This window comes from Pseudomonas sp. LSJ-87, assembly GCF_032971465.1.
Taxonomy (GTDB): Bacteria; Pseudomonadota; Gammaproteobacteria; order Pseudomonadales; family Pseudomonadaceae; genus Aquipseudomonas; species Aquipseudomonas putida_Z.
The window spans coordinates 148,712-174,690 of the sequence record NZ_JAWJYQ010000019.1 but is presented as its reverse complement, the minus strand read 5'-3'; the positions used below and the strand labels follow the sequence as shown (position 1 = coordinate 174,690).

The following is a 25,979-nucleotide window of genomic DNA, read 5'->3' as shown; positions in this document are numbered from 1 at the left end:
AACAGAAGGAGAACCCATGACTGCGACTGACACGACCCCGTCGCCTTCGCCGTTGCAACAGGACTACCAGCGCTTTCTGCTGCTGGGCAGCCGGCGTGCCCCGCACACCGTGCATGTGCACGAAACCGGCTACCGCTCCGGCACCATCAACACCGATGCCCTGGGCCTGCGCTACAGCCATTGCGCCGGCAAGCGCTTTTCGGCAGCCGAGCGCGGTGGTGCGTCACGCATCAACCTGCTGGTCGGCGGCTCCACCGCCCTGGGTATCGGTGCCAGCTCCGACGAACACACGGTGGCCTCGCACCTGTCGATGCTGACTGGCGAAGTCTGGCTGAGCCTGGCTGGCTGCGGGCTCAATGCCAGCCAGGAGCTGCTGATGTTCCTGACCCACCAGCACCGCCTTGGCCAGCTCGGCCATGTGGTGGTGCTCAGCGGCCTCAACACCCTGGCCCACGAAGCCCTCTGCGAAGTCCTCGCCAGCCTGAGCGACCCGCGGCACGCCAAGGCCTACCAGGATTTTCTCAACAGTTTCAGCGAAGGCATGCAGCCCACGGCGGCGCCCCGCCGGCAATCGCTTTGGCGGCGCATCGGCCAGGCGTTGGCCGCGCCCTCGGTCGCAACACCTGCCACCTGGCCGCTGTCACCCCCGGAAAAGCGCCTGGCCCGTGCCGCCGACAGCATTGGCCGGACCTTGCGCCAATGGGACCGGCTGCTGGCAGACAGCCATTCCACCCTCACCTTCATCCTGCAGCCGTTGCTGCCCTGGTGCCGGGATAGCCTGCCCGCTGGCGAACAGGCCATGCTGGACGCGCTGCAACGACGACCGGCGAATTTCGACCGGCTGCTGGACGGCGCTTTCGACAGCCAGTTGCACTCGGCCTTCTTCCGTCGCATCAAGAGCCAGGCCGACCCGGTGCCCTGCTATGACATGAACTGCATGCTCAGCAGCTCGCCGGTGTTCGGCGCCGACCTGTTCATCGACCGCCTGCACTTGAACGACCTGGGCAACAATGCCCTGGCCAAGGTCATTACCGCCAAGCTTGGCCTGGCCCAGGAAAAACATGCCCAGCGCAAGGTCACGCCGATCAAGCTCGTCTGACAGTTGCCAGGTGGTCTTCCGGCCAGGCCCCTTGGGTGGCTAGAATAGGCCGTCGTTCCGATCTGCCCGAGGCGCACGCTTGACCGCCATGAACATCGAAGCCATCCATCAGTACCTGGCACCCCATGGGGCTTGCCTGTGAGCCGCATGCTTCGCTTGCCCCCACTGTTGATCGCCCTGATGCCGCTGGCCGCGCACGCGCTGGAAGTGCGCATCGATCCTCATGCCGACCTGCTCTACCGCCAGGCCTTGCCCCTGCTGGAGCAGGCCGACAGCCAGGACGACGGCGCCAGCACACTGCGCACGGCCATCGGCGGCGACCCGGAGCTCAGCCGCCAGGGACAGGCCATGGCCCACACCCTGCCGACAGCCGTCGCCTTGCTGAAAAAGTCCGTGGAGCTGGGCCACCCGGTCGCACAGTACCGTCTGGCGCTGTACTACATGACCTACCTGCCCGCCGCGCAAATCCCGGATGCCGCCTGCCCGCTGCTCGAAGCCAGCCTCAGACAGGGCTTTGCCGCACCGGCGCCGGCCATCGCCACCTGGTGCCCGCCTTATAACGTCAGCAACGAGTACCGTACTGCGCTGGAGGCCATCCCCAACATGGCTACCGTGTATGCGCCCTACTACCCGCAACCGGCCACGCGCCTGGCCTGCAACCGCAACCGGCCACAAGGCCTGGAAATGCAGTGGGGGCGCCAGCGTGACTACCAGGCCGAGGTCTACCGCCTGCTCGGCGACCTTGACCCGCAGCACCGCCAGAGCCTGCTGCAGAAGGCCGTGGATACCAACGGCTGCGTGACAGCGCAGCAGCACCTGACCAGCCGTCCCTGACCATCAGCAGTCGCGATCCTTTGTGGGAGATGGCCCAGCCCTTGGGCTGCGCTGGCGCGTAGAGAACTCAATTCGCAAGCGCGACGCGGCCTGTGTGGGAGCGGGCGTGCCCGCGAAGCATCCAACGCGGTGCATGGCACCGGCTGCGCCGGTGTTCGCGGGCATGCCCGCTCCCACAGTGACCGCGTGTGCGTTGAAATTTTGAGCAAGACAGTTGCCCCCACAAGGTGGAGACCAGCAAGATCGTTCAAGCCATCCCCCGCCCCGTCTGGCATGCTGGCCTGCCAACGTACACGCACTGCAGCCACCATGCCCCACATCGCCCGCCAAGCCTTTCTCCACGGCGCCATCGCCATCCTCCCGTTGTCCCTGGCCGTCGCCCCCTGGGGCCTGCTGGCCGGCTCCATGGCCATCGAGGCCAACCTCAGCGCCTGGGAGGGGCAAGGGCTGTCGGCCATCGTCTTCGCCGGTGCCGCGCAACTGGTGGCGATCGGCATGCTCAAGGGCGGCGCCAACCTGGCGTCGATCCTGCTGACCACCCTGCTGCTGACCTCGCAGCACCTGCTGTATGGCCTGACGATGCGCCCGGTGCTGTCCAGCCAGCCGCTGCGCTGGCGGCTGGGCCTGGGCTTCCTGCTCACCGACGAGTTCTTCGCCCTGACCAGCCAGTACGACCAGCAGCAGTTCAACCGCTGGTACGCCCTGGGCGTGGGCCTGACCTTCTACGTCGCCTGGAACCTGTTCACCCTGGCCGGCATCCTGCTGGGGCAGAACATTCCGCACCTGGACCAGCTCGGCCTGGACTTTTCCATTGTCGCCACCTTCGTCGCCCTGATCGCGCCGCTGGTGCGCAACCTGGCCACGCTGGTGTGCGTGGCGGTGTCGCTGTTCTGTTCGGTGCTGTTCAGCTACTGGCACTGGGAAACCGCCCTGGTGGCCGCAGGCCTGCTGGGCATGAGCGCCGGTTTCGTCTGCCAGAAATTCGCCGGAGCCCGCGCATGACCTGGGTCCTGATTCTTGCCATGGGCGCCATCGTGTTCCTCAACCGCTATGCGTTCCTGGAGCCGCGCCTGCCCTTGCGCCTGAGCTCCAACGCCCGGCAGTTCCTCGGTTTCGCCGTGCCGGGCATGCTCACCGCAATCTGCGGCCCGATCATCTTCATGCCCGAGCACCAGTTGAACCTGAGCCTGCTCAACCCCTACCTGCTGGGTTCGCTGGTGGCCATCGCCCTGGTGCTGTTGACCCGCAGCGTGTTGCTGAGCATGCTGGTGAGCATGTTGATCTTCTTCCTCCTGCGCAGCTGGCTGGCATGAGCACGCCCCTGCGCGAGCAGACACACCTCTGGCAGGCGCCGGCACTGGGCGACGTCGAGATGCTGCACGCGCGCTATTTCCAGCAGCGTTTCGCCCCGCATGTGCATGAAGGCTATGTATTCACCGTGATCGAGTCGGGCGCCCAGCGCTTCTGGCATCGCGGCAGCGAGCACCTGGCGCCGGTCGGCAGCATGGTGCTGATCAACCCCGACGAGCTGCACACCGGGGCCACCGCCCACGAAGCGGGCTGGCGCTACCGAGGGTTCTACCCGGAACATGAACGGGTAACCGGGGTGCTCGACGAACTGGAACTGGGCCGCCACGGCATGCCCAGCTTCAAGGACAGCGTGATCCACGACCCGGCCCTGGCGCTTGCCTTCAGCCAGTTGCACCAGCTGTCCGAAGCCGGCGCCAGCGCCCTGCAGCAGCAGACCGCCTGGCGCCAGGCGGTGCTGGCCCTGGTGCAACGGCACGGGCAATGCGCCGAACCTGCCGCCCCTGGCCACGAACCGCTGGCAGTGGCCCGCGCCCGTGAGCTGCTGGAAAGCCAACTGGCCGACCCGCCTTCGCTCGAGGCCCTGGCGGCGGCGGTCAACTTGTCACCATTCCATTTCGCCCGGGTGTTCCGCCAGGCCACCGGCCTGCCGCCACATGCCTGGTTGAAGCAGCGGCGCCTGGCCCGTGCGCGGGAAATGCTCAAGCGTGGCTGGGCTGCCTCGGAGGTGGCGTTCGACCTGGGCTTTGCCGACCAGAGCCATTTGAGCCGGCAGTTCAAGCAGGCCTATGGGGTAACGCCAGGGGCTTATCGCAGCGCCTGCCTGCAGGGCTGAGCTGCGACAGCCGGCCTCAGGCAGGCCGGCCAGCCACTGCTACACTGACAAGGCTGAATGGAGGATCCTGCCATGTCCGAAAGAGAGCTCACCACCCTCCTGTCGCTGATGAACCAGCGCCAGGCCTGCCTGAGCAGTGCCTGCAAGGAGATAGCCGACTGGATCGACCGGCAGGGCGACGTGCCCGCCGCCGGCAAGATCCGCGCAAGTCTCAAGGCCCTGGAGGCCGATGAGGCCCAGGTCCGCAAGACCTTGACCTCGCTGACCCTCGACAGGCCGCTGCCCAAGTTTCGCAGCTGATTGAACCGGGGGCTGCCTGGCAGCCCATCGCGACACAAGGCCGCTCCCACAGGGGATACGCGTTCTCCTGTGGGAGCGGCCTTGTGTCGCGATGGGGCGCAAAGCGCCCCCAAAGGGTTCAGCCTGATCAGTGCTTCATGTGCATGTGATCATGCGCACCGCCCGCCTCGGCGTTGAGCGCACGCACTTCGGCCTGCACGTCCAGGGTTTCCTTGGCCCCCTTGGCATCTTCGATGGTCAGGGTCAGCGGCACTTTCTCGCCTTCCTTCACCTGGTTGTTCAGGCCCATCAGCATCACATGCAGGCTGTTCGGGTCGAGAGTTACGGCCTTGCCGGCCGGCAGCTCGACCGCCTTGACCTCACGCATGCCCATCACATCGCCGTTCATGGTCATCTCGTGCACCTGCACGGTCTTGGCCACAGGCGAAGCCACGCCCACCAGCTTGCTGTCGCTGCTGGCGGTCAGGGTCATGAAGGCACCGGTAGACTGCTGGTGCGGCACGGTCGCACGCACCCAGGCGTCGCTCACGGTGGTCTGGGCCAGGGCCGGCAGCGCCAGGCCCATCAGGACCAGGGCAGCCAGGCCATGCTTGATCGGTTGCATCGACATTCAGCAGATCTCCATCAGGGTGACCAGGTCTTCGGCGCATTCCTGGGCGGTCAGGGAATGGCCCAGGCTCAGGCGCAGGGTGCCACGCGTATCGTAGACGTAGCTGGTGGACGAGTGAGAGACGGTATAGGTATCACCGGCCGGGACTTTCTCGTAGAACACCTTGAACTCTTTGGCCACCGCGGCGATTTCCTCGGGGGTGCCGGTCAGCGCGGTGAACGACGGGTCGAATGCCTTCACGTAGGCATCGAGCACTTCGGGGGTGTCGCGCTCCGGGTCCAGGGTAATCAACACCACCTGGAACAGGTCGCGATCGCGGCCGCGCAGCAGCTTGCGGATTTGCGCGGCGCGCGCCAGGGTGGTCGGGCACACGGCCGGGCACTGGGTGAAGCCGAAGAAGATCATCGGCATGCTGCCGTAGAAGCTCGACAGGGTGCGCACATTGCCTTGGGTGTCCTTGAGGCTGAACTTGCGCCCAAGGATTTCGTTGCTCATGTTCTTGCCGTACTTGAACTCGAGCCCCCGGGCCGGGCTGCAGCCTGCGAGCAGGCCAAGCCCGAGAACGCCCATCCCGGCGACAACTGCGCGCCGGGTATATAGATCATTCATGAAACCATCCTTTACAGGGAAGGTGCCGACCCTCGGGACGGGCCGGTCGAAAAACCGGGGCATTCTGGCACGACACCCCGAGGGGTTCTACCCGACGAAGGCAAGGATCGGCTGCAGCCCTTTGAATACGGGCTGCGGCCTGTTGTCGCAGGGGTTGAAACAGTAACACTTTGTTGCTAAGGCCTGACCAGGTTGTGCGGTCGTTGTGGGAGCGGCCTTGCGTCGCGAAAGGGCTGCGCAGCAGCCCCCGGGTTATTGGCGGCGAAGCTGATATTGCTGGGGCCGCTTCGCGGCCCTTTCGCGACGCAAGGCCGCCCACACGCAACAGACCGCGCCTGCCTCTACATCAGTAGTAGGCGTTCTCTTTCTGGCTGTGGTCAGTCACGTCACGCACGCCCTTCAGCTCGGGAATACGCTCGAGCAGGGTGCGCTCGATGCCTTCCTTCAGGGTCACGTCGGCCTGGCCACAACCCTGGCAACCACCACCGAACTGCAGCACGGCAATGCCGTCGTCGACCACATCCACCAGGCTCACCTGGCCGCCGTGGCTGGCCAGGCCGGGGTTGATCTCGGTCTGCAGGTAGTAGTTGATGCGCTCGTTGATCGGGCTGTCTTCGTTGACCATCGGCACCTTGGCATTCGGCGCCTTGATGGTCAGCTGGCCACCCATGCGGTCGGTGGCATAGTCGACCAGTGCGTCTTCCAGGAACGGCACGCTGACCGCGTCCAGGTAAGCGGTGAAGCTCTTCAGGCCCACGGCAGTGTCGTCAGGCTTCTCTTCGCCCGGCTTGCAGTAGGCGATGCAGGTTTCGGCGTACTGGGTGCCCGGCTGGGTGATGAAAATGCGAATGCCGATGCCAGGCGTGTTCTGCTTGGAGAGCAGATCGGCCAGGTAGTCATGGGCGGCGTCGGTAATGGTTATAGCGCTCATGTAGGTTCCTCACAGACTTGCGGCCAAGTGTACGCCAACCCGGCCTTCGAACAAAGTCCTAGTATTTGACTCGGGAAAGCGCATATTCAGGGGCCTGCCCCCGTGGCGCCGCCAGCCAGGCCTGCATGCGCCGGTACAGGCCGCGCTCCAGCCACTGGTAGCTGAACCACGACATTAGTCCAATGGACGGCACGCACAGGGCGAACACCAGGTACGGGTTCAACTGCAGGCGCTGGCTGGCGAACCAGCCTGCGTACAGCACCAGTACATGGACCAGGTACACCGAATACGAACAGTCGCCCAGCGCCTTGAGCAGCCGGTTGCCGCGGAACACCGGTTCCAGGGCGACGAAGGCCAGCACGATCATTGCGCTCGGCACGCCCCAGTGCAGCAAGCGCCGGGAAGCGTCCAGGTGGTAGATGGCAAGGCCTGCCACCGCCAGCAATGCCAACGGCAGCCAGCGGCCCTGGTGGATCAGCCCGCGACGGTGCAGCACGCCCAGGCCGATGCCGAGCAGGAATTCGTAGATGATGTCGTTGCTGTAGAAGCGGCTGAGCACACCCAGCCGGCCCAGTATCTCGCTGGCCAGCAGCAGCGCGGCGGTGACCAGCAACTGGTGATGACGCTGGCGCACCAGGAAGGCCAGGCCGAACAGCAGGTAGAAGAACATCTCGAAGTTCAGCGTCCAGCCCACGTTCAGGGTCGGGTACAAGCCGTAGCCACCGGGGTTTTCCGCCGGAATGAACAGCAGCGACAGCAGCAGATGGTGCCAGGTGAATGCCTGGTGCGGCATCCATTGGCTGAAGGCCAGCAGCAGGGTTGCCATCAGCGCCGTGTAGAACCAGTAGGCCGGGACGATACGCAGCGCCCGGTTGAGCAGGAACTGGCGAGGCTCGATGGCCTTGTCGCAAGTCGACAGGTAGATGACCAGCCCGCTGATGACGAAGAAGATGTCGACGCCTGCGGCGCCGCGGTCGGTGAGCAGTTGGCCGATGGGGCCGGAGGCTTGGAAGTCGAAGAAGATCTGCATGAAATGGTGGCAGACCACCACCCAGGCGGCGAACGCCCGCAGTGCTTGAAGCGAATACAGCATGGAGAACCCTGCAATTGCCGGTGCATTGAGGCCTTTGGGAGCGCGTTGCGCTCCATCGCCGGCAAGCCAGCTCCCACAAGTACTGCGCAGCCTTCAGGCATGTGCGGCCCCTGTGGGAGCTGGCTTGCCGGCGATTGGGCTGCAAAGCAGCCCCCGGACCACCCAGCAAGTCCGACCGCAGGGTAATCGGAAAGGTCAGCCCAACCGATCAGAGGTTCTCGTAGCGGTTCATGTCCAGCACGCCCGCCTCGACCGGTTCGGTCTCCTTGATAAAGCTGTTCAGGTCATGGAAGTAGCGCCAGAACTCTGGGTGACTGCGGCGCACACCCCAACGCATGACGATGCGCTCGAACCTGGCCGGGTCATCTTTCGCATACTCCATGTCCTCGACGAACTCCGGCACATCCTTGGTCGGGATGTTGAAGATGAAGTTGGGGTAGCTGCTGAGCACGCCCGGGTACAGCGTCAGGGTATCCAGCCCCGGCTGGTAGCGGTACGCCTCGCCCAGCAGGAACGCCACGTTGCTGTGCGCGCGGTTGCGCAGCAGGCTGTACACCTGGCGCTGGCCGCCCTGCCCTTCGATGCGCAGCATGGTCGCTTCGGGCAGCTGGTTGATCACCTTCAACCCGGCAGCCGGGCGCGACACCAGGCGGCTGAGCGACTGTTCGGCATTGCGGAACTCTTCGCTCACCTGCGGCCGCGAGCAGAACGCGCCCTGGCAGCGGTTGATCGGGTCAGGCGCGGCGTTCAGGCTGCCGGTACGCTGCAACAGCTTCAGGCCGAAGTCGCGCTTGGGGTTGCGCGGGTCGAGCTGGATGCCGCTCGGGGTGTCGGTGTCGATGTCTTCATAATCCATCCACATCTTCACCTTGCCGCTGTTCTGGTACCAGTCGCCGAGGATCGCCTTGCGCTGGTCGGCCGGCATCAGGCGCAGGAAGTTGACCTCGGCGCCGTTGCGGATCAGGTCGAAGTACAGGCGCGTCTGCAACTGGTGCGAGACGTTGCCGAACACATCGAAGTTGACCGCCAGCTGGTAATAGGTGCGCTCGAACAACGGGTAGTCGAACAGCCACACGGTCAGCGGCACATCACCGATCAGGCCCTTGGTCACCGAGGCGCTGTCGAAGTGGCGGAAAATGCTCAGCAACGCGTTGTCGTTACCGGCCCACAGCGTCGCCCAGCCCGGCGCCGGCATGTCGGCATAGGCTTCGCGGCGCAGTTTTTCGTACTCGTTGCGCTTGTCACGGTAGGCGTGCCACAGGCTCAGCACGCTGCCCACGTCATCGATCTGCCCAGGCATAGCCAGCAGCGGCGTGGCCTCGCCACGGTACTTGGCATCGGTGACGTAGCGGTCGTGGGCCGGCTCCTGGAACAACGCCCAGAAGTTGTCGCGGATCACGTCGGTGGCAATCTGCCCACGGCATACCGGGCCACGGATAAAGGTGCGCACGAAGTACTCGGCGTTATCCAGCATGAACTGGTAGCGCGCCACTGCCGGGATCGCTTCGAAGGTTTCGAACGGGTTGGCCCGGTGGCGCGGGCCGTAGCCTGGCAGCGCGGTGGCATGCCAGTCGCCGGCGTAGAACAGTTGCTTGACCCGCTTGAGCTTCTGCGGCCCCATCGGGTAGGTGATGTGCGTCTTGTGCACGATCACGCCCTGCACCGGGATCAACCGGTAGTAGAAGTCGGTGCCCGGCGGGTCGTTGGGGCGGCGCGTGGCGATCAGGTCGACCGGCTGGCCGCTCGGTGTACGCGAACGTACCCACTGGAAGAAGTGGCCCTGCTCGCCACCAACGAAGTAGATGTGCGCCAGGAACAGGTGCTCGTACAGCCAGCGGCCGACCAGCGCCTCGGTGGAACCCGGGCGGTTGAGCAGCTCTTCCCAGTCGGCAATCTGCTTGGCTTCGGCCGCGCTTGGCTTGATCGGCTGGTACTCGACCGGCGCACCGGCGGCCAGCCAGCGGCGCATGGTGTCGTATTCCTTGTCGGTCAGGCCGGTCACCGCCAGTGGCATGCCTTCCTTGGGGTGGGCGCCGGCATAGGCATCGAACTCATGCGGCAACGGGCACATGTTGTTGCGGTTCAGGCCCAGGACGATTTCCTCGGGCAGCTTGGCGTTGGGCGTGAGCGGGGTCTTGTGCCCCAGCTCGAGCATGCGCGCCATCAGCGCAGCCTGGCTGCCCTGGTTGTCGAGCACCGAGTAGAAGCCCTTCTTGCGCCACTCGCCCTCGCTGTGGGCGTCGTAGAACAGCCGCGTGGTGGGCACTGCCTTGCTGCGCTCGCCCTGGTACACCGGAACCTTGGTGGCGCCGCGCACCGCGCCTTCGGGGCTTTCCAGCTTCAGCTGGCAGGCGGCGTCGTTGCAGGCGTGGCAGGCCACGCATTTCTCGGTGAAGATCGGTTGAATGTCCCGGGTGTAGGAAATAGCCGGGCTCGACTGGGGGGCTTGCCCGAACGCCACACTGCTGATGAGCAGGGCGAAAACGCCGGCAAGAATACGATGCACCATGTGCGGAAAGTCCTGGGTATTGAAAGCCATCACGATTTGTTGCCTGGTCGTCCTTGGGTGCCCTGCTTCGCCGACGCCCGCCCAACATGAGCCATTTTCATGCAAATGGGCGATACGCCTAAAAACCGCGCAGCTTTGTTATGATTCTGCACCTTCTGAAATTTGCCCGACCAGGTAGTTCCTATGTCCGACCGCAGCGCTCGTCTCCAAGCACTCCAGAACGCACTCAAAGAGCGCATCCTGATCCTCGACGGCGGCATGGGTACTATGATCCAAAGCTACCGGCTCGAGGAACACGACTATCGTGGCACGCGTTTCGCCGATTGGCCAAGCGATGTCAAGGGTAACAACGACCTGTTGCTGCTCAGCCGCCCGGATGTGATCGCCGCCATCGAAAAGGCCTACCTGGATGCCGGCGCCGATATCCTCGAAACCAACACCTTCAACGCCACGCAGATTTCCCAGGCCGACTACGGCATGGAGTCGCTGGTCTACGAGCTGAACGTCGAGGGCGCGCGCATCGCCCGCCAGGTGGCCGATGCCAAGACCCTGGAAACCCCGCACAAGCCGCGCTTCGTCGCCGGCGTGCTCGGCCCTACCAGCCGCACCTGCTCGATTTCCCCGGACGTCAACGACCCCGGCTACCGCAACGTCACCTTCGACGAGCTGGTAACGAACTACATCGAGGCCACCCGCGGCCTGATCGAGGGCGGCGCCGACCTGCTGCTGATCGAGACCATCTTCGACACCCTCAACGCCAAGGCGGCGATCTTCGCCGTGCAGCAGGTGTTCGAGGAAGACGGCATCGAACTGCCGATCATGATCTCCGGCACCATCACCGACGCCTCGGGCCGTACCCTGTCGGGCCAGACCACCGAAGCGTTCTGGAACTCGGTACGCCACGCCAAGCCGATTTCCGTGGGCCTGAACTGCGCCCTCGGCGCCAAGGACCTGCGCCCGTATCTGGAAGAGCTGGCGACCAAGGCCGACACCCATGTCTCCGCCCACCCCAACGCCGGCCTGCCGAACGCCTTCGGTGAATACGACGAAACCCCGGCGGAAATGGCCGTGGTGGTCGAGGAATTCGCCGCCAGCGGCTTCCTCAACATCATCGGCGGCTGCTGCGGCACCACCCCTGGCCACATCCAGGCCATCGCCGAGGCCGTGGCCAAGTACAAGCCGCGCGAGATTCCGGAAATCGCCAAGGCCTGCCGCCTGTCGGGCCTGGAGCCGTTCACCATCGACCGCCAGTCGCTGTTCGTCAACGTCGGCGAGCGCACCAACATCACCGGCTCCGCCAAGTTCGCCCGGCTGATCCGTGAAGAGAACTACACCGAAGCCCTGGAAGTCGCCCTGCAGCAGGTCGAGGCCGGCGCCCAGGTCATCGACATCAACATGGACGAAGGGATGCTCGATTCCCAGGCCGCCATGGTCCGCTTCCTCAACCTGATCGCCGGCGAGCCGGACATCTCGCGCGTGCCGATCATGATCGACTCGTCCAAGTGGGAAGTGATCGAAGCGGGCCTCAAGTGCATCCAGGGCAAGGGCATCGTCAACTCCATTTCCATGAAGGAAGGCGTCGAGCAGTTCAAGCACCACGCCCGCCTGTGCAAGCGCTATGGCGCTGCCGTGGTGGTGATGGCCTTCGACGAAGTCGGCCAGGCCGACACTGCCGCGCGCAAGAAGGAAATCTGCCAGCGCAGCTACGACATCCTGGTCAATGAAGTGGGCTTTCCGCCGGAAGACATCATCTTCGACCCGAACATCTTCGCCGTCGCCACCGGCATCGAGGAGCACAACAACTACGCCGTCGATTTCATCGAGGCCTGTGCCTACATCCGCGACCACCTGCCGCACGCCCTGAGTTCGGGCGGTGTGTCCAACGTGTCGTTCTCGTTCCGTGGCAACAACCCGGTGCGTGAAGCCATCCACTCGGTGTTCCTGTACCACGCGATCCAGAACGGCCTGACCATGGGTATCGTCAACGCCGGCCAGCTGGAGATCTATGACGAGATCCCGGCTGCCCTGCGTGAAAAGGTCGAGGACGTGGTGCTCAACCGTACCCCGCATGGCACCGACGCACTGCTGGCCATCGCCGACGACTACAAGGGCGGCGGCGCAACCAAGGAAGTGGAAAACGAAGAGTGGCGCTCGCTGCCGGTGGAAAAACGCCTGGAGCACGCGCTGGTCAAGGGCATCACCGCGTTCATCGTCGAAGACACCGAAGAATGCCGCCAGCAGTGCGCCCGCCCGATCGAAGTGATCGAAGGCCCGCTGATGAATGGCATGAACGTGGTCGGCGACCTGTTCGGCGCGGGCAAGATGTTCCTGCCCCAGGTGGTCAAGTCGGCCCGCGTGATGAAACAGGCGGTAGCACACCTGATCCCGTTCATCGAAGCCGAGAAAGGCGACAAGCCGGAAGCCAAGGGCAAGATCCTGATGGCCACGGTAAAAGGCGACGTGCACGACATCGGCAAGAACATCGTCGGCGTGGTGCTGGGCTGCAACGGCTATGACATCGTCGACCTCGGCGTGATGGTGCCGGCCGAGAAGATCCTGCAAACCGCCCGCGACGAGAAGTGCGACATCATCGGCCTGTCCGGCCTGATCACACCGTCGCTGGACGAAATGGTCCACGTCGCCCGCGAAATGCAGCGCCAGGGCTTCCAGCTGCCGCTGATGATCGGCGGCGCCACCACCTCCAAGGCGCACACCGCGGTCAAGATCGAGCCCAAGTACAGCAACGACGCCGTGGTCTACGTCACCGACGCCTCGCGTGCGGTGGGCGTTGCCACCCAGTTGCTGTCCAAGGAGCTGAAAGCCGGTTTCGTCGAGAAGACCCGCCAGGAATACGAGGAAGTACGCGAGCGCACCGCCAACCGCAGTGCCCGCACCGAGCGCCTGAGCTATGCCCAGGCTGTCGCCGCCAAGCCGCAGTACGACTGGGCTGGCTACCAGCCAGCGGTGCCCTCCTTCACCGGCGTCAAGGTGCTGGAAGACATCGACCTGCGCACCCTGGCCGAGTACATCGACTGGACCCCGTTCTTCATTTCCTGGGACCTGGCCGGCAAGTTCCCGCGCATCCTCACCGACGAAGTGGTCGGCGAGGCGGCCACGGCGCTGTACAAGGATGCCCGCGAGATGCTCGACAAGCTGATCGACGAAAAGCTCATCAGCGCCCGCGCGGTGTTCGGCTTCTGGCCGGCCAACCAGGTGGCCGATGACGATATCGAGGTGTACGGCGAGGACGGCCAGGCCCTGGCTACCCTGCACCACCTGCGCCAGCAGACCATCAAGCCGGACGGCAAGCCCAACTGGTCGCTGGCCGACTTCGTCGCGCCGAAGGCCAGTGGCGTTACCGACTACGTGGGCGGTTTCATCACCACCGCCGGCATCGGTGCCGAGGAAGTGGCCAAGGCCTACCAGGACAAGGGCGACGACTACAGCTCGATCATGGTCAAGGCCCTGGCCGACCGCCTGGCCGAGGCCTGCGCCGAATGGCTGCACGAGCAGGTGCGTAAAGAGCACTGGGGTTATGCCCGCGACGAACACCTGGACAACGAGGCGCTGATCAAGGAGCAGTACCGCGGCATTCGCCCGGCCCCCGGCTACCCGGCCTGCCCGGACCACACCGAGAAGGAAACCCTGTTCCGCCTGCTTGATGGCACTGCCATCGGCGAGACCGGGCCGAGCGGCGTGTTCCTCACCGATCACTTCGCGATGTTCCCGGCGGCGGCGGTCAGCGGCTGGTACTTTGCCCACCCGCAGGCGCAGTACTTTGCCGTGGGCAAGGTCGACAAGGACCAGATCGAGCGCTACAGCGCGCGCAAGGGCCAGGATGTGAGTGTCAGCGAGCGCTGGTTGGCGCCTAACCTGGGTTACGACAGCTAAATCTGCGTTGGCTTCTTCGCGGGCTTGCCCGCTCCCACAGGAACCGCACTGCTCTTCAGGGCTGCGCAGTACCTGTGGGAGCGGGCAAGCCCGCGAAGAGGCCGGCAAAGCCAACCTCAGCCTCATTGCCTACACTGTCCCTGATTGCCTCTGATTTCCTCAGGAGCCACCATGGACGATTCCAGCCAGGGCAAGCCCCCTACCTTCTGGCAGATGCTGCACAGCATCCTCGCTGCCGCCTTCGGCGTGCAAAGCGGCAAGAACCGCGCCCGCGACTTCACACACGGCAAGGCCAGCCATTTCATTGCGCTGGGGACGCTGTTCACCCTGGTGTTCATTGCCGTACTGATCGGCCTGGTGCAATTGGCCCTGCACCTTGCGCGCTAGCCTTTGAAGGGCAGTGATTTACCTGTGGGAGCGGGCAAGCCCGCGAAAGGGCCGGCACAGGCAAAGCAAAAACGCCTGCGGGACTCCCTCCCGCAGGCGCTCTGGCTGCATCACGGTCTTGAATACAAGTCTACTGGTGGCTGACCCAATACACGGCAGTGACCACCACCAGAACGATCAGGCAGAGAATCGCCCAGGCATCGACGCTGCTGTCAGCTTTGCGGACCTTGGTTGAGTTTCCCATTGCATTGCCTCTTTTAGTGGTTATGGGAATGCACTTCACCACCAGCAGTTAAGACGAGCAATGCCCTTCCCTCAAGCAGGGTCTTTCAATAATTGATCGGTGATGTCAGAAACGGGTACTGGTAGTCGGGTGGCCGCCCTTCGGCACTGTAATGTTGGAAATCGATGCCGTAGTCCGGCCGCTCCAGCAGTTTCAGCCATCGGGTTGCCTTGGCCTGGTCGATCGGCTGCAACACCGGCACGCGATGCTCGCGCAGGCCATCACGGTTCACCGCCAGCCCCTGGGCATCATCGTGCAGCATCACCATGGCCCAGCCGCCGAGGGTGAAATGCCCGCCCATCAGCACGCTCAGGCGCCCGTCGATACGTGCGTGCAGGGCCTCTGGCGAGCTGTTGATGGCGCTGAACAGCACATCGCGCCCTGGCTTGCGCCCCGCCTCCTCGAACGCCTGCATGGCACCAAAGGCCATTTCGTCGTTGGCCGACCACACCAGGCGGGTGGCCGGGTAGCGCTCCAGCAGTTGCTGCGCCTGCTCGTAAGCGCGCTGGCGGCTCCAGCCGCCATATACCACCTGGCGCAGGCGCACCTGGGGGAAGTCGGCCAGGGCCCGGCGCATACCTTCCTCGCGCAGTTGCGAGGCCGGGGTGGTCTTGACCCCGGCAAACGCCAGCAGGTCCACCGGCCCGCTGTCACGGGGCAATTGCGCGACCATCTGGTGCAACATCTGGAAGCCCGCCTGCTCGTCGTTGGCCGTCAAGGTGCCCAGCAGCTCGGCATACTTGTCGGGCTGGGCCTCGATGCTGCGGGCCTGGCTGGCAGTCAGGCCGTTGTTGACCAGGAACAGCTTGACCCCGCTGCCGCGCGACAGGCGGATGATCTCCGGCGCCACGTACTGCTCGTTGACCAGTACCAGGTAATCCGGGCGCTGCGGCCCGCCCAGGATCGCCCTGGCCTGGGTCAGCGCCAGGTCGGCGCGGCGTTCGCTGTACTCCACGCGCAGGGTCATGCCCAGCTCGTCCGCGGCGGCCTGCATGAAGCGCGTATAACTGGTCCAGAACGTCTCGGTAGACAGCCCCGGATTGAGGAAAACCACCGAAGCCGGCTGCGCGCTCGCCGCCAGCGGCAAGGCAAGACACAAGCTTTGGCACAATGCCTTGAGCATGGGCTGACATCCCTGCGAAGCAAACATCGGATTATAAACGCCAGGCCACGCCCAACGCACAAATGGCAGTCAGTCTCACATAGTCCATTTGGTTCTTTTCATATGCAAAAACATCACTTTAGCGCATAAACGCAACCTGCTATCGTTCCCCGGCTCCGAAGCGGAGTGCGCGGCCGTGCGCGCGAATAGCTGCATGCCTGAGACAGGACTTTTATGTACGTATACGACGAGTACGATCAGCGGATCATCGAGGACCGCGTCAAGCAGTTCCGTGATCAGACCCGCCGCTATCTGGCCGGTGAGCTGAGCGAAGAAGAATTCCGCCCTCTGCGCCTGCAGAACGGCCTTTACATCCAACGTTTCGCACCGATGCTGCGCGTCGCCGTGCCGTACGGCCAGCTGAACGCCACCCAGGTCCGCACCCTGGCCAGGATCGCCCGCGACTACGACAAGGGCTACGCCCACATCTCCACCCGCCAGAACGTGCAGTACAACTGGCCGGCACTGGAAGACATCCCGGACATCCTCGCCGAACTGGCCACCGTGCAGATGCACGCGATCCAGACCAGCGGCAACTGCCTGCGCAACACCACCACCGACCAGTTCGCCGGTGTAGCCGCAGACGAAATCGTCGACCCGCGCCCGTGGTGCGAAATCGTCCGCCAGTGGACCACCTTCCACCCGGAATTCGCCTACCTGCCGCGCAAGTTCAAGATTGCCATCAACGGCTCGCAGGAAGACCGCGCCGCCATCGAAGTCCACGACATCGGCCTGGAGCCGGTGCGCAATGCCGCTGGCGAGCTGGGCTTCCGTGTGCTGGTCGGTGGCGGCCTGGGCCGTACCCCGGTGGTGGGCTCGTTCATCAACGAGTTCCTGCCGTGGCAGGACCTGATCAGCTACCTCGACGCCATCCTGCGCGTGTACAACCGTTACGGTCGCCGTGACAACAAGTACAAGGCGCGGATCAAGATCCTGGTCAAGGCCCTTACCCCGGAAGTGTTCGCCGAGAAGGTCGAGGCCGAAATGGTCCACCTGCGTGGCGGCAGCACCACGCTGACCGAAGCCGAAGTGCAGCGTGTATCGCGCCACTTCGTCGACCCGGCCTACCTGGCCCTGGACAACGTCGACTACGCCGCCCTGGACGCCGAATACCCAGGCTTCGCCCGCTGGCGCTCGCGCAACACCCGCGCCCACAAGCGCCCTGGCTACGTGGCCGTGACCCTGTCGCTGAAGCCCACCGGCGTTGCCCCAGGCGACCTGACCGACAAGCAGCTGGACGCCGTGGCCGACCTGGCCGAGCGCTACAGCTTCGGCTTCCTGCGCACTTCGCACGAGCAGAACATCATCCTCGCCGACGTCGAGCAGCGCCAGCTGCATGCCCTGTGGCTGGAACTGCGCGAAAGCGGCTTCGCCACCCCGAACATCGGCCTGCTGACCGACATCATCTGCTGCCCGGGTGGTGACTACTGCTCGCTGGCCAACGCCAAGTCGATCCCGATCGCCGAATCCATCCAGCGCCGCTTCGACGACCTGGACTACCTGTTCGACATCGGCGAGATCGACCTGAACATCTCCGGCTGCATGAACGCCTGCGGCCACCACCACGTGGGCCACATCGGCATCCTCGGCGTGGACAAGAAGGGCGAGGAGTTCTACCAGGTGTCGCTGGGCGGCAATGCCGCGCGTGGCGCGAGCCTGGGCAAGATCCTCGGCCCGTCCTTCGCACAGGATGACATGGCCGATGTGATCGAGAAGCTGATCGCCGTGTACGTCGAGCAACGTACCGAGGAAGAGCGTTTCATCGACACCTACCAGCGTATCGGCATCGACCCCTTCAAGGAACGCGTCTATGCAGCGAATCATTAAGAACAACCAGATCGTCGACGAAACCTGGCATCTGCTGCCCAAGGAAACGTCCTTTGACGAGCTGACCAACTGCGACGACTACATCGTCCCGCTGCAGATGTGGCGCGACCATGCCCACGTACTCAAGGCCCGCGACGGCGGCCTGGGCGTGTGGCTGGACAGCGACGAGCAAGCGGAAGAAATCGGCGAGGACGTGCAGCACTTCCAGGTCATCGCACTGAACTTCCCGGCGTTCACCGACGGGCGCAACTACTCCAATGCGCGCCTGCTGCGTGACCGCTACAAGTTCAAGGGCGAGCTGCGCGCCATTGGCGACGTGCTGCGCGACCAGCTGTTCTTCATGGCCCGTTGCGGTTTTGACGCGTTCGCCATCCGTGCCGACAAGGACCCGGAAGACGCGCTGCAAAGCCTGAAGGACTTCTCGGTGACCTACCAGGCCGCCACCGACGAGCCGCTGCCGCTGTTCCGCCGCCGCTGATCGTCACCTTGCAATGCCAGACGGCCCGCCTCTATGGCGGGCCGTTTCGTTTTCCTGTACCGGCCTCTTCGCGGGCTTGCCCGCTCCCACAGGTACTGCACCGTTCTTGAGTGCGGCGCGGTCCCTGTGGGAGCGGGTTCACCCGCGAAGAGGCCGGTACAGGTTTACCCTGCATTCCCTCAGCAACAGTCAAGGCACAGCGACCTATTCTTGCCTCCCGGTCAAATGACCTTGGCCCCGCCCCACCTTAATCAATCCCCCTCAGAGCCGCACACTGCTCCCCACACGAAGAGCGATCGAACCCGAGCGACCAGGCTCGATTCGGCTCACCCCTCACTCACCAGGAGCAGATCCATGAGCATTCCATCCTTCGGCCTCGGCACCTTCCGCCTCACCGGCCAGGCCGTCATCGATTCGGTCAAGTCGGCCCTGGAACTGGGCTACCGGGTCATCGACACCGCGCAGATCTACCAGAACGAAGCCGACGTCGGCCAGGCCATCGCCGAAAGCGGCGTCAAGCGCGACGAGCTGTTCATCACCACCAAGATCTGGGTCGAAAACTACGCCGCCGACAAGCTGATCCCGAGCCTGCGCGACAGCCTGCAGAAACTGCGCACCGACTACGTCGACCTGCTGCTGATCCACTGGCCTGCCCCAGGCAACGGCGTTGAGCTGCGCGAGTACATGAGCGCCCTGGCCGAAGCCAAGAAGCTGGGCCTGACCCGCCAGATCGGTGTGTCCAACTTCAACATCGAACTGACCCGCCAGGCCATCGAAGTGGTCGGCAAAGGCGAAATCGCCACCAACCAGATCGAACTCAGCCCGTACCTGCAGAACAGCAAGCTGACCGCGTTCCTCAAGGAGCAAGGCATCACCGTGACCTCGTACATGACCCTGGCCTACGGCAAAGTCCTGAAGGACCCGGTCCTGGCCGACATCGCCGCCAAGCACAAGGCCACCGTCGCCCAGGTTGCCCTGGCCTGGGCCCTGCAGCTGGGCTACGCGGTGATCCCGTCGTCGACCAAGCGCGAAAACCTGGCCAGCAACCTGCTCGCCCGTGACCTGAAGCTGGACGCCGACGACATGGCACGCATCGCCAAGCTCGAGCGCAATGGCCGCGAAGTCAGCCCTGACGGCCTGGCGCCAATCTGGGATTGATACCATGACCACGCCTCTCGAACGCCTGACCGCTGGCGGCTTCAGCATCGGCCTGGAAGCACCGCTGGACCACGACTGGACGCCCGCTGGCGACCAGGCGCGGCGCCGCGATGGCCGCCAGTTCGGCGAGCCGGACCTGGCCCGCCACGCAGAACTGGCACAACTGGCCGACCGCCTGGGCTACCGGGCCCTGTGGGTCCGCGATGTGCCGCTGTACGACCCGTCGTTCGGCGACGCCGCCCAGGTGTTCGAGGTGTTTGCCTACCTCGGCTACCTGGCCGGGGTAACCCGCGACATCCTGCTTGGCACGGCTGCCGTGGTGCTGCCGATTCGCGAACCGCTGCTGACCCTGAAATCGGCCAACAGCGTGCAGCGCCTCAGTGGCAACCGCCTGCTGCTGGGCGTGGCCAGTGGTGACCGGCCGGTGGAGTACCCACTGTTCGGTCGGGATTTCGAGGGGCGTGGCAACACCTTCCGCGAACAGGTCGCGCTGCTGCGTGATGGTGCCAACGGCCACCTGCCCGAAGGGCTCGCCGTACTACCCAGCACCGCTCGGCAGCAACCTGGACGGCTGCCTGGCCTACCCCGGCACAGCGGACGATCACCGGCAGCGGGTCGCCGCCTGGCGCGCGGTGGCGGGCAACAAGCCCTACAGCAGCTTCATCCACCTGGACCTGGCGGACAACCCCGACGAACCGCTGCAACGCTGGCGCTTCGGTTTCCGCGGCGGCCGCAAGGCGCTGGCGGCCGAGCTCGGCGCCCTGCGTGCGGCGGGCGTCGACCATATCGGCCTGCACCTGCGGCGCAACGTGCGGCCGCTGGACGAAACCCTGCGCGAAATCGCCGAATACGTATTGCCACAATTCCATGAGACAAAAACCCAACTGACGGAGGCCACCCCGTGAGCACCCCTACCCCACTGCCGGCCTTCGCAGGCCGCAGCTTCCAGGTCGAATACCCCGGCCTGGCCGCGCACAACATCTATTCCGCCGATGGCCGCCGCGTAAGCTACGCCATCGTTTCCGGCCCTTACGCTGGCGCCAGCGGCGAAGCCGAATGCCAGTGGCAGCAGATTGCCGAAGGGGTCTACGTGATCTCCTGGCAGGAAGCCGACGGCGCCACCGTGGTGCATGTCGATGACTTCGCCAACGGCCATTCGAAGGCCTTCTTCACCGCCAGCGACCTGAGCTTCTACCGTATGCAGGGTCCATTGACCGAACTGGACGCGCAGGAGCCTGCACAATGAAAGCCGGGCGCGTCCTGTTTGCCCTGGCCATCGGCGCCTTCGGCATCGGCACCACCGAGTTCACCCCGATGGGCCTGCTGCCGGTGATCGCCCAAGGTGTCGATGTCAGCATCCCCAGCGCTGGCATGCTGATTACCGCCTATGCCATCGGGGTGATGGTCGGTGCGCCGATCATGACCCTGCTGTTCAGCCGTTTCGGCAAGCGCGCCGCGCTGATGGCGCTGATGGCCATCTTCACCCTCGGCAACCTGCTGTCGTCGCTGTCACCGGACTACTACACCCTGCTCGCCTCGCGCCTGGTCACCAGCCTCAATCACGGCGCGTTCTTCGGCCTTGGCGCGGTAGTGGCTGCCAGCGTGGTGCCCAAGGAGAAACAGGCCAGTGCCGTGGCCACCATGTTCATGGGCCTGACCATCGCCAACATCGGCGGCGTGCCGGCCGCCACCTGGATCGGCCAGCAGGTCGGCTGGCGCATGGCCTTTGCCGGTACCGCCGTGCTGGGCCTGCTGGCCATGGCCGCGCTGTGGTATGCCCTGCCCAAGGGTGAACGCGGCAGCGTGCCGCACGTGCGCAAGGAGCTGGCGGTCATCGCCCGCCCCAGCGTGCTGCTGGCAATGGCCACCACCGTGCTCGGGGCCGGCGCCATGTTCACCTTGTACACCTACGTGGCACCGGTACTGGCCGAACTGACCGGCGCCTCGGACAGTTTCGTCACCCTCGGCCTGGTGCTGATCGGTGTGGGCTTCACCCTGGGCAACAGCCTGGGTGGCCGCCTGGCCGACTGGTCGCTGGATGGGGCGGCGCGGATCTTCCTCGCGGCACTGGCAGTGATCATGCTGCTGATGCCGCTGGTGCTGGGCAGCCACATCGGCGCCGCCATCGCCTTGCTGGTGTGGGGCATGTTCACCTTCGCCGTGGTACCGCCGCTGCAGATGCGGGTGATGATCGCCGCCATCGAAGCACCGGGGCTGGCCTCGTCCATCAACGTCGGCGCGTTCAACCTGGGCAATGCCGTGGGCGCGGCGCTGGGTGGTGCGGTGATCAGCCTGGACCTGGGCTATGCGGCAGTGCCGATGGCAGGTGGCGTGCTGGCGGCTGCCGGGCTGCTGCTGGTGTGGCTGGGCGGGCGTAGCAAGGCTGCCAGGAAAACCGCAGCAGCCTGATAAAGCCCCCTCCTGTGGGAGCGGCCTTGTGTCGCGAAAGGGCTGCATCGCAGCCCCGGCAACCTATGCATCACAGCTGAAATCCCGGGGCCGCGTTGCGGCCCTTTCGCGACACAAGGCCGCTCCCACAGGGATTGCGCAAGCTTTCAGATTTGAGCAAGACAGTTGCCCCATCTCGAGCGGTCTCAATTGTTCCACGCACTGCAATTATGATGTGCCAGGCACACCCATTCTCTGTTCGGCCAGCGGCTACTACTCTCCTACCAGCCAATCGAACTGAGGAGTACCCCGATGTCCCGCCCACCCCTGCCGCCCTTCACCCGCGAAAGCGCCATCGAAAAGGTCCGCCTGGCCGAGGATGGCTGGAACGGCCGCGACCCGGCCAAGGTCGCGCTTGCCTATACCATCGACACCGTCTGGCGTAACCGCGCCGAGTTCCCGCGTGGCCGTGCCGAGGTCGAGGCGTTCCTGACGCGTAAATGGAACCATGAACTGGAGTACCGCCTGATCAAGGAGCTGTGGGCCTTCACCGGCAACCGCATTGCCGTGCGCTATGCCTATGAGTACCACGACGACAGCGGTCAATGGTACCGCGCCTATGGCAACGAAAACTGGGAGTTTGCCGACGACGGGCTGATGCAGAACCGTCATTCGAGCATCAACGAGCACCCTATCAGCGAAGCCGAGCGCAAGTTCCGCTGGCCGTTGGGCCGGCGCCCGGATGATCACCCTGGGCTCAGCGAACTGGGGCTCTGATCAGCCCAGCGGCAGCATGACCCTGACTTCCAGCCCGCCACCCGGGCGGTTGCCCAAGGTCACGCTGCCCCCCTGCTCCAGCACGATGGCCCGTGCTGCGGGCAGGCCCAACCCAACGCCACCGGTATTGCGGTTGCGTGAACCTTCAATACGGTAGAACGGCGCGAATACCTGCTCATGCAGCTCCGGCGCAATGCCCGGGCCGCGATCCTGCACGGTAATCTCGATCTGCCTGGCGCTTACCGCCAGCACCACCGTTGGCTCACAGCCGTATTTCGCTGCATTGTCGATCAAGTTGACCAGCACGCGCTTGATACCCACGGGCCGCCCCGTGTAAACACAGCGGCGCGGCCCGCTGAGGCCGACCTCGACCCCCGCATCCTTGAAGTCGTCCACCACGGTCAGCAGCAGCTCGCCCAGGTCGAATACGGTCGTCTGTTCCAGCCGTGCGTCATCACGGAAGAACTCCAACGCCGCATCGACCATCGCCTGCATCTCGTCGACGTCCTTGAACAACTTGGCCTGTAGCTGGGCATCGTCGATGAACTCGGCGCGCAAGCGCATGCGCGTCAGCGGTGCACGCAAGTCATGGGAAATGGCCGCAAGCATCTGGGTACGGTCGTTGAGGAAATGCTTGAGCTGCGCCTGGGTGGCATTGAACGCAAGAATGGCCTGGCGCAGGTCGTGCGGGCCGACCACCGGAATGGGCGGGGCGTTGAAGTCCTTGCCAAAACGCCGCGCACCTTCGGCAAAGCGTTCCAGCGGTTTGGCCAGGTAGCGGGTGGCCAGCAGCGCGACGGCAAGGCTGGAAACCAGCATCAGGCCGAGGATGATCAGGTTGCGCGGCAGCTCATCCAGGCCCCAGCTACGGCTGGTGGCACGGAACAGCACCCAGGACTTATCGCTCAGCTCGATCATCAGCGCATAGCCACGTTCAGGTGCGTACTCCGGCATGTCGGACGGTTCGAAAGCCTCCACCCTGGCATCCGGGCGCTTTAGCAGTGCGCGCAGGATAGGCGTGCCCTCGCTGAACTCGGCATCGACCAGCACTGGCACGCCCGCTTCGTCATGGCGGCGCAGCCAGCGCACGGAATATGAGCCGTCGCCCGCCGCACTGGCGATGTTGGCACGCTGCGCCATGGGCGCGGCATCGAGGATGCGGGTGACCGCTGCAACCTTCTCGATCACCCCGCTCTCCAGCAGCGGTGGCTGCGCCCAGACGCTCAGCAACAGGCTGAACAGCCCCTTGAGCAGCAGCAGGAACAGCATCGCCGTCAGCGTGGTCAGCGCGATCCAGCGGGCAATGGTGATCCTGGGCCGTGGCAGGGCCTGGCGAACCCTGGCCAGCAGCTTCATCGCTTCGCGACCGTGGGCGTGAACAGGTAACCGGCGTTGCGCAGGGTACGGATCAAGGGCTCGTTGCCATTGTCGGTTTCAAGCTTGCGGCGCAGCCGGCTCACCTGGACGTCGATGCTGCGGTCATAGGCGTCGTAGGCATCGCCACGGGCCATGTCCAGCAACTGCTGGCGGCTGAGCACCCGCCGCGGATGCTCGGCGAACACCAGCAGCAACTCGAACTCACCGTTGGACAAGGGGATCATGACGTTGTCCGGCGAACGCAGCTCGCGGCGCACCACATCCAGCCGCCAGCCGGCAAACTCCAGGGTCGCGCAGGCATGGCCCGCCGCGCCCCCGGCCGCTTCACCGGCACGGCGCAGCACTGCCCTCACCCGGGCCAGCAGTTCACGGGCGGCGAACGGTTTGGTCAGGTAGTCGTCTGCCCCCAGCTCCAGGCCAACCACCCGGTCGCTCAACTCGCCCATGGCGGTGAGCATGATCACTGCCACCTTGTGCTCGGCCAGCAAGCGCTGGCACAACACCAGGCCACTGTCGCCAGGCAGCATCACATCCAGAATGACCAGGTCCGGCACCCGCCGCTCCACGGCCTGCCACAGCGCCTTGCCATCCCTGGCCACATCAACCTCGTAGCCATGCTGGCAGAGAAACTTCTGCAGCAGGTCGAGCACCTCGACATCATCGTCGACTATCAGCAAATGGCTCACAAAAAAGCACCGCAAAACAAGGTTACCAAGCCGTACTTTAAGGCCATCCCCACGCAGCCGTCATATATTTCAACCCGGAAACAAAGTGTCGACGCCGAGACAATCCGGACATTCCCGGGCAAAGAAAACTGCGCAGCATCGCCGCCAGTTCTTGCCAGGAATGTATCTATGTCCCGTTCATCATCCGCCTCCCGCTCAGCGCGCTCAGCCGCGCTGGCCTTGTCGCTGCTTGCAGCGGGAGGCTGCAGCCAACGTGCACCGGCCACGGCGACCTGCGGCAATGTCGCCTATCAGGTCAGTGACCCGGCCGAGCCCGCCAACCGCGCCGTTTTCGCCTTCAACCGCACGGTCGATGACTATCTGCTGGCCCCCGTCGCCAGGGGCTACGCCACGCTGCCCGGTTTTGCCCAACAGGGCATGCACAACTTTGCCAGCAACTTCGGTGAGCCCAAGGTGTTCGTCAACGACCTGCTGCAGGGCAATGGCGAACGGGCGATGACCAGCCTCAGCCGCTTCATCTTCAACACCACCCTGGGTGTGGCGGGGCTGGTCGATGTGTCTGGCAAGATGGGGCTGAGCCAGCACCGCTCGGACTTTGGCCAGACCTTCGGGGTGTGGAACATCGCCGCAGGCCCCATCGTCGAGCTGCCGCTGCTGGGCACCCACAACCTGCGCGATGCCAGCGGCACGCTGCTGGGCCTGGCACTGGACCCGTTTGGCGGCAACAGCGATACCGTAGAAACCATGGGCAACGTAGCCACGGCCGGCGGCATCGTCGATGCACGGGCCGAAGCACTGCCATTGACCGACCTGCTGCGCACCTGGCCTGACTACTACCTTGCGCTGCGTGACTACACCGCGCAGCGGCGCAGCAACCGGGTGGCAGAAGGCAAGGCCGGCGAGCCGGGGGCGTGGCCAGTGGATTGTGCAGGGGGTGCCCGTGAAGAATGATGCCCAAGCCGCCATGCTGCTGTTCAGGCGCCTGGAAGGCGCTGCCCGGCAACCGCTGTTGCTGCATGAACTGGAGGCCCGTGTTTCGGCCGATGGCCGGAGCCTGGTGCTGAGCCGCTATCGCGAACGCTTTACCGCCGAAGGCAAGCCCTACCGGCACGAGGCTCATCGCAGCGTACCGATTGCAGCATTGCTGCGCTGGGTGGCGCGGCACGAACGATGAATCCGAGGGCGGCCAGGTATTAGCAGGGACCCTGTGGGAGCGGCTTTAGCCGCGAACACCGGCGCAGCCGGTGCCATGCACCGCGTTGGATTCTTCGCGGGTAAACCCGCTCCCACAGGGTACGCGGACCGCTTGCGAATTCAGGGCGTCAGGCCCGGAATGTCCGAAACGCGACAGTGGCTGCCTGTTCGGCGTGAGACAGGCAAACCGGGCACTGGCTACCCTTCTTCGGCAAATGCCTTGTTCCCTTTCGCCAGAAGAAG

25 protein-coding genes and 1 pseudogene are annotated in these 25,979 nt (G+C 64.7%); 18 read left to right on the top strand and 8 right to left on the bottom strand.

Annotation, left to right across the window (positions count from 1 at the left end; translation table 11 throughout):
• The first annotated feature begins 16 nt into the window (after nucleotides 1–16).
• From RYH74_RS13130 to RYH74_RS13105, 6 genes are all read left to right on the top strand, one after another.
• On the top strand, nucleotides 17–1,099 hold the full coding sequence (locus RYH74_RS13130) for a hypothetical protein (protein ID WP_075044646.1): 1,083 nt from the start codon (nucleotides 17–19) through the stop codon (nucleotides 1,097–1,099).
• 138 nt (nucleotides 1,100–1,237) lie between these two features.
• Nucleotides 1,238–1,933 (top strand): sel1 repeat family protein, encoded by a 696-nt coding sequence (locus RYH74_RS13125; RefSeq protein ID WP_317409518.1) that lies wholly within the window; start codon nucleotides 1,238–1,240, stop codon nucleotides 1,931–1,933.
• Between the two features lie 309 nt (nucleotides 1,934–2,242).
• Complete coding sequence (locus RYH74_RS13120) at nucleotides 2,243–2,935, top strand: AzlC family ABC transporter permease (protein ID WP_013971958.1); 693 nt, start codon at nucleotides 2,243–2,245, stop codon at nucleotides 2,933–2,935.
• On the top strand, nucleotides 2,932–3,246 hold the full coding sequence (locus tag RYH74_RS13115) for an AzlD domain-containing protein (RefSeq protein WP_046615691.1): 315 nt from the start codon (nucleotides 2,932–2,934) through the stop codon (nucleotides 3,244–3,246). The genes RYH74_RS13120 and RYH74_RS13115 overlap by 4 nt, the downstream gene beginning before the upstream one ends.
• Nucleotides 3,243–4,076 carry an AraC family transcriptional regulator gene (locus RYH74_RS13110; protein WP_025338486.1) on the top strand — a complete coding sequence of 278 codons (834 nt, stop codon included), beginning with the start codon at nucleotides 3,243–3,245 and terminating at the stop codon, nucleotides 4,074–4,076. The genes RYH74_RS13115 and RYH74_RS13110 overlap by 4 nt, the downstream gene beginning before the upstream one ends.
• 72 nt (nucleotides 4,077–4,148) lie before the next feature.
• Complete coding sequence (locus tag RYH74_RS13105; RefSeq protein ID WP_003260451.1) at nucleotides 4,149–4,376, top strand: hypothetical protein; 228 nt, start codon at nucleotides 4,149–4,151, stop codon at nucleotides 4,374–4,376.
• A gap of 127 nt (nucleotides 4,377–4,503) precedes the next feature.
• Here RYH74_RS13105 and RYH74_RS13100 read toward each other — a convergent pair whose 3' ends face one another.
• The 5 genes from RYH74_RS13100 to RYH74_RS13080 all read right to left on the bottom strand — a co-directional run bounded on the left by RYH74_RS13100 (nucleotide 4,504) and on the right by RYH74_RS13080 (nucleotide 10,128).
• Nucleotides 4,504–4,986 carry a copper chaperone PCu(A)C gene (locus RYH74_RS13100; RefSeq protein ID WP_317409517.1) on the bottom strand — a complete coding sequence of 161 codons (483 nt, stop codon included), beginning with the start codon at nucleotides 4,984–4,986 and terminating at the stop codon, nucleotides 4,504–4,506.
• Nucleotides 4,987–5,595: an SCO family protein gene (locus tag RYH74_RS13095; protein WP_024086651.1), complete on the bottom strand. Its 609-nt coding sequence runs from the start codon at nucleotides 5,593–5,595 to the stop codon at nucleotides 4,987–4,989.
• 346 nt (nucleotides 5,596–5,941) lie between these two features.
• Nucleotides 5,942–6,526, bottom strand: a complete 585-nt coding sequence (nfuA, locus tag RYH74_RS13090; protein ID WP_003250416.1) for a Fe-S biogenesis protein NfuA — start codon at nucleotides 6,524–6,526, stop codon at nucleotides 5,942–5,944.
• A 58-nt stretch (nucleotides 6,527–6,584) separates the two neighbouring features.
• Complete coding sequence (locus RYH74_RS13085) at nucleotides 6,585–7,619, bottom strand: acyltransferase family protein (protein WP_075044641.1); 1,035 nt, start codon at nucleotides 7,617–7,619, stop codon at nucleotides 6,585–6,587.
• Between the two features lie 208 nt (nucleotides 7,620–7,827).
• Entirely contained in the window at nucleotides 7,828–10,128 is a 2,301-nt protein-coding gene (locus RYH74_RS13080; protein WP_317409533.1) for a fatty acid cis/trans isomerase, read from the bottom strand.
• A 183-nt stretch (nucleotides 10,129–10,311) separates the two neighbouring features.
• On the opposite strand from RYH74_RS13080, the gene metH reads away from it, so the two are divergent.
• The gene (gene metH / locus RYH74_RS13075) at nucleotides 10,312–14,019 is read left to right on the top strand and encodes a methionine synthase (protein ID WP_075044640.1); all 3,708 of its coding nucleotides are present in this window, start codon (nucleotides 10,312–10,314) and stop codon (nucleotides 14,017–14,019) included.
• Nucleotides 14,020–14,190: 171 nt separating this feature from the next.
• A complete protein-coding gene (locus RYH74_RS13070; RefSeq protein ID WP_003256398.1) occupies nucleotides 14,191–14,406 on the top strand; it encodes a DUF2970 domain-containing protein in 216 nt (71 codons plus the stop codon).
• 329 nt (nucleotides 14,407–14,735) lie between these two features.
• On the opposite strand, the gene RYH74_RS13065 is transcribed toward RYH74_RS13070, so the two are convergent.
• Nucleotides 14,736–15,812 (bottom strand): ABC transporter substrate-binding protein, encoded by a 1,077-nt coding sequence (locus RYH74_RS13065; RefSeq protein ID WP_317409516.1) that lies wholly within the window; start codon nucleotides 15,810–15,812, stop codon nucleotides 14,736–14,738.
• A 213-nt stretch (nucleotides 15,813–16,025) separates the two neighbouring features.
• On the opposite strand from RYH74_RS13065, the gene RYH74_RS13060 reads away from it, so the two are divergent.
• From RYH74_RS13060 to RYH74_RS13025, 8 genes and pseudogenes are all read left to right on the top strand, one after another.
• On the top strand, nucleotides 16,026–17,678 hold the full coding sequence (locus RYH74_RS13060) for a nitrite/sulfite reductase (protein WP_085617583.1): 1,653 nt from the start codon (nucleotides 16,026–16,028) through the stop codon (nucleotides 17,676–17,678).
• Nucleotides 17,662–18,156, top strand: coding sequence for a DUF934 domain-containing protein (locus RYH74_RS13055; protein WP_075044637.1), 495 nt, complete (start codon nucleotides 17,662–17,664; stop codon nucleotides 18,154–18,156). The genes RYH74_RS13060 and RYH74_RS13055 overlap by 17 nt, the downstream gene beginning before the upstream one ends.
• Nucleotides 18,157–18,510: 354 nt before the next feature.
• Complete coding sequence (gene dkgB / locus RYH74_RS13050; protein WP_085617581.1) at nucleotides 18,511–19,314, top strand: 2,5-didehydrogluconate reductase DkgB; 804 nt, start codon at nucleotides 18,511–18,513, stop codon at nucleotides 19,312–19,314.
• Nucleotides 19,268–19,768, top strand: a pseudogene (locus RYH74_RS13045) (LLM class flavin-dependent oxidoreductase); the annotation flags it as partial. The gene dkgB and the pseudogene RYH74_RS13045, both read left to right, overlap by 47 nt.
• A gap of 43 nt (nucleotides 19,769–19,811) precedes the next feature.
• A complete protein-coding gene (locus RYH74_RS13040; protein WP_317409534.1) occupies nucleotides 19,812–20,219 on the top strand; it encodes a hypothetical protein in 408 nt (135 codons plus the stop codon).
• Nucleotides 20,216–20,560 (top strand): MoaF-related domain-containing protein, encoded by a 345-nt coding sequence (locus RYH74_RS13035; protein ID WP_317409515.1) that lies wholly within the window; start codon nucleotides 20,216–20,218, stop codon nucleotides 20,558–20,560. Before RYH74_RS13040 ends, RYH74_RS13035 begins: the two co-directional genes overlap by 4 nt.
• Entirely contained in the window at nucleotides 20,557–21,723 is a 1,167-nt protein-coding gene (locus RYH74_RS13030) for an MFS transporter (RefSeq protein ID WP_075044633.1), read from the top strand. Before RYH74_RS13035 ends, RYH74_RS13030 begins: the two co-directional genes overlap by 4 nt.
• 291 nt (nucleotides 21,724–22,014) lie before the next feature.
• Nucleotides 22,015–22,479 carry a DUF1348 family protein gene (locus RYH74_RS13025; protein ID WP_085592957.1) on the top strand — a complete coding sequence of 155 codons (465 nt, stop codon included), beginning with the start codon at nucleotides 22,015–22,017 and terminating at the stop codon, nucleotides 22,477–22,479.
• Here the strand turns inward: RYH74_RS13025 and RYH74_RS13020 are convergent, their stop codons facing one another.
• A complete protein-coding gene (locus RYH74_RS13020; RefSeq protein WP_317409514.1) occupies nucleotides 22,480–23,835 on the bottom strand; it encodes an ATP-binding protein in 1,356 nt (451 codons plus the stop codon). It lies immediately after the preceding gene.
• Nucleotides 23,832–24,542: a response regulator gene (locus tag RYH74_RS13015; RefSeq protein ID WP_085663171.1), complete on the bottom strand. Its 711-nt coding sequence runs from the start codon at nucleotides 24,540–24,542 to the stop codon at nucleotides 23,832–23,834. The genes RYH74_RS13020 and RYH74_RS13015 overlap by 4 nt, the downstream gene beginning before the upstream one ends.
• A 168-nt stretch (nucleotides 24,543–24,710) precedes the next feature.
• Between RYH74_RS13015 and RYH74_RS13010 the strand changes: the two genes are divergently transcribed.
• Nucleotides 24,711–25,493, top strand: a complete 783-nt coding sequence (locus RYH74_RS13010; RefSeq protein ID WP_075044631.1) for a VacJ family lipoprotein — start codon at nucleotides 24,711–24,713, stop codon at nucleotides 25,491–25,493.
• 13 nt (nucleotides 25,494–25,506) lie between these two features.
• Nucleotides 25,507–25,716 carry a hypothetical protein gene (locus RYH74_RS13005; protein ID WP_075044630.1) on the top strand — a complete coding sequence of 70 codons (210 nt, stop codon included), beginning with the start codon at nucleotides 25,507–25,509 and terminating at the stop codon, nucleotides 25,714–25,716.
• Nucleotides 25,717–25,979: the final 263 nt, after the last annotated feature.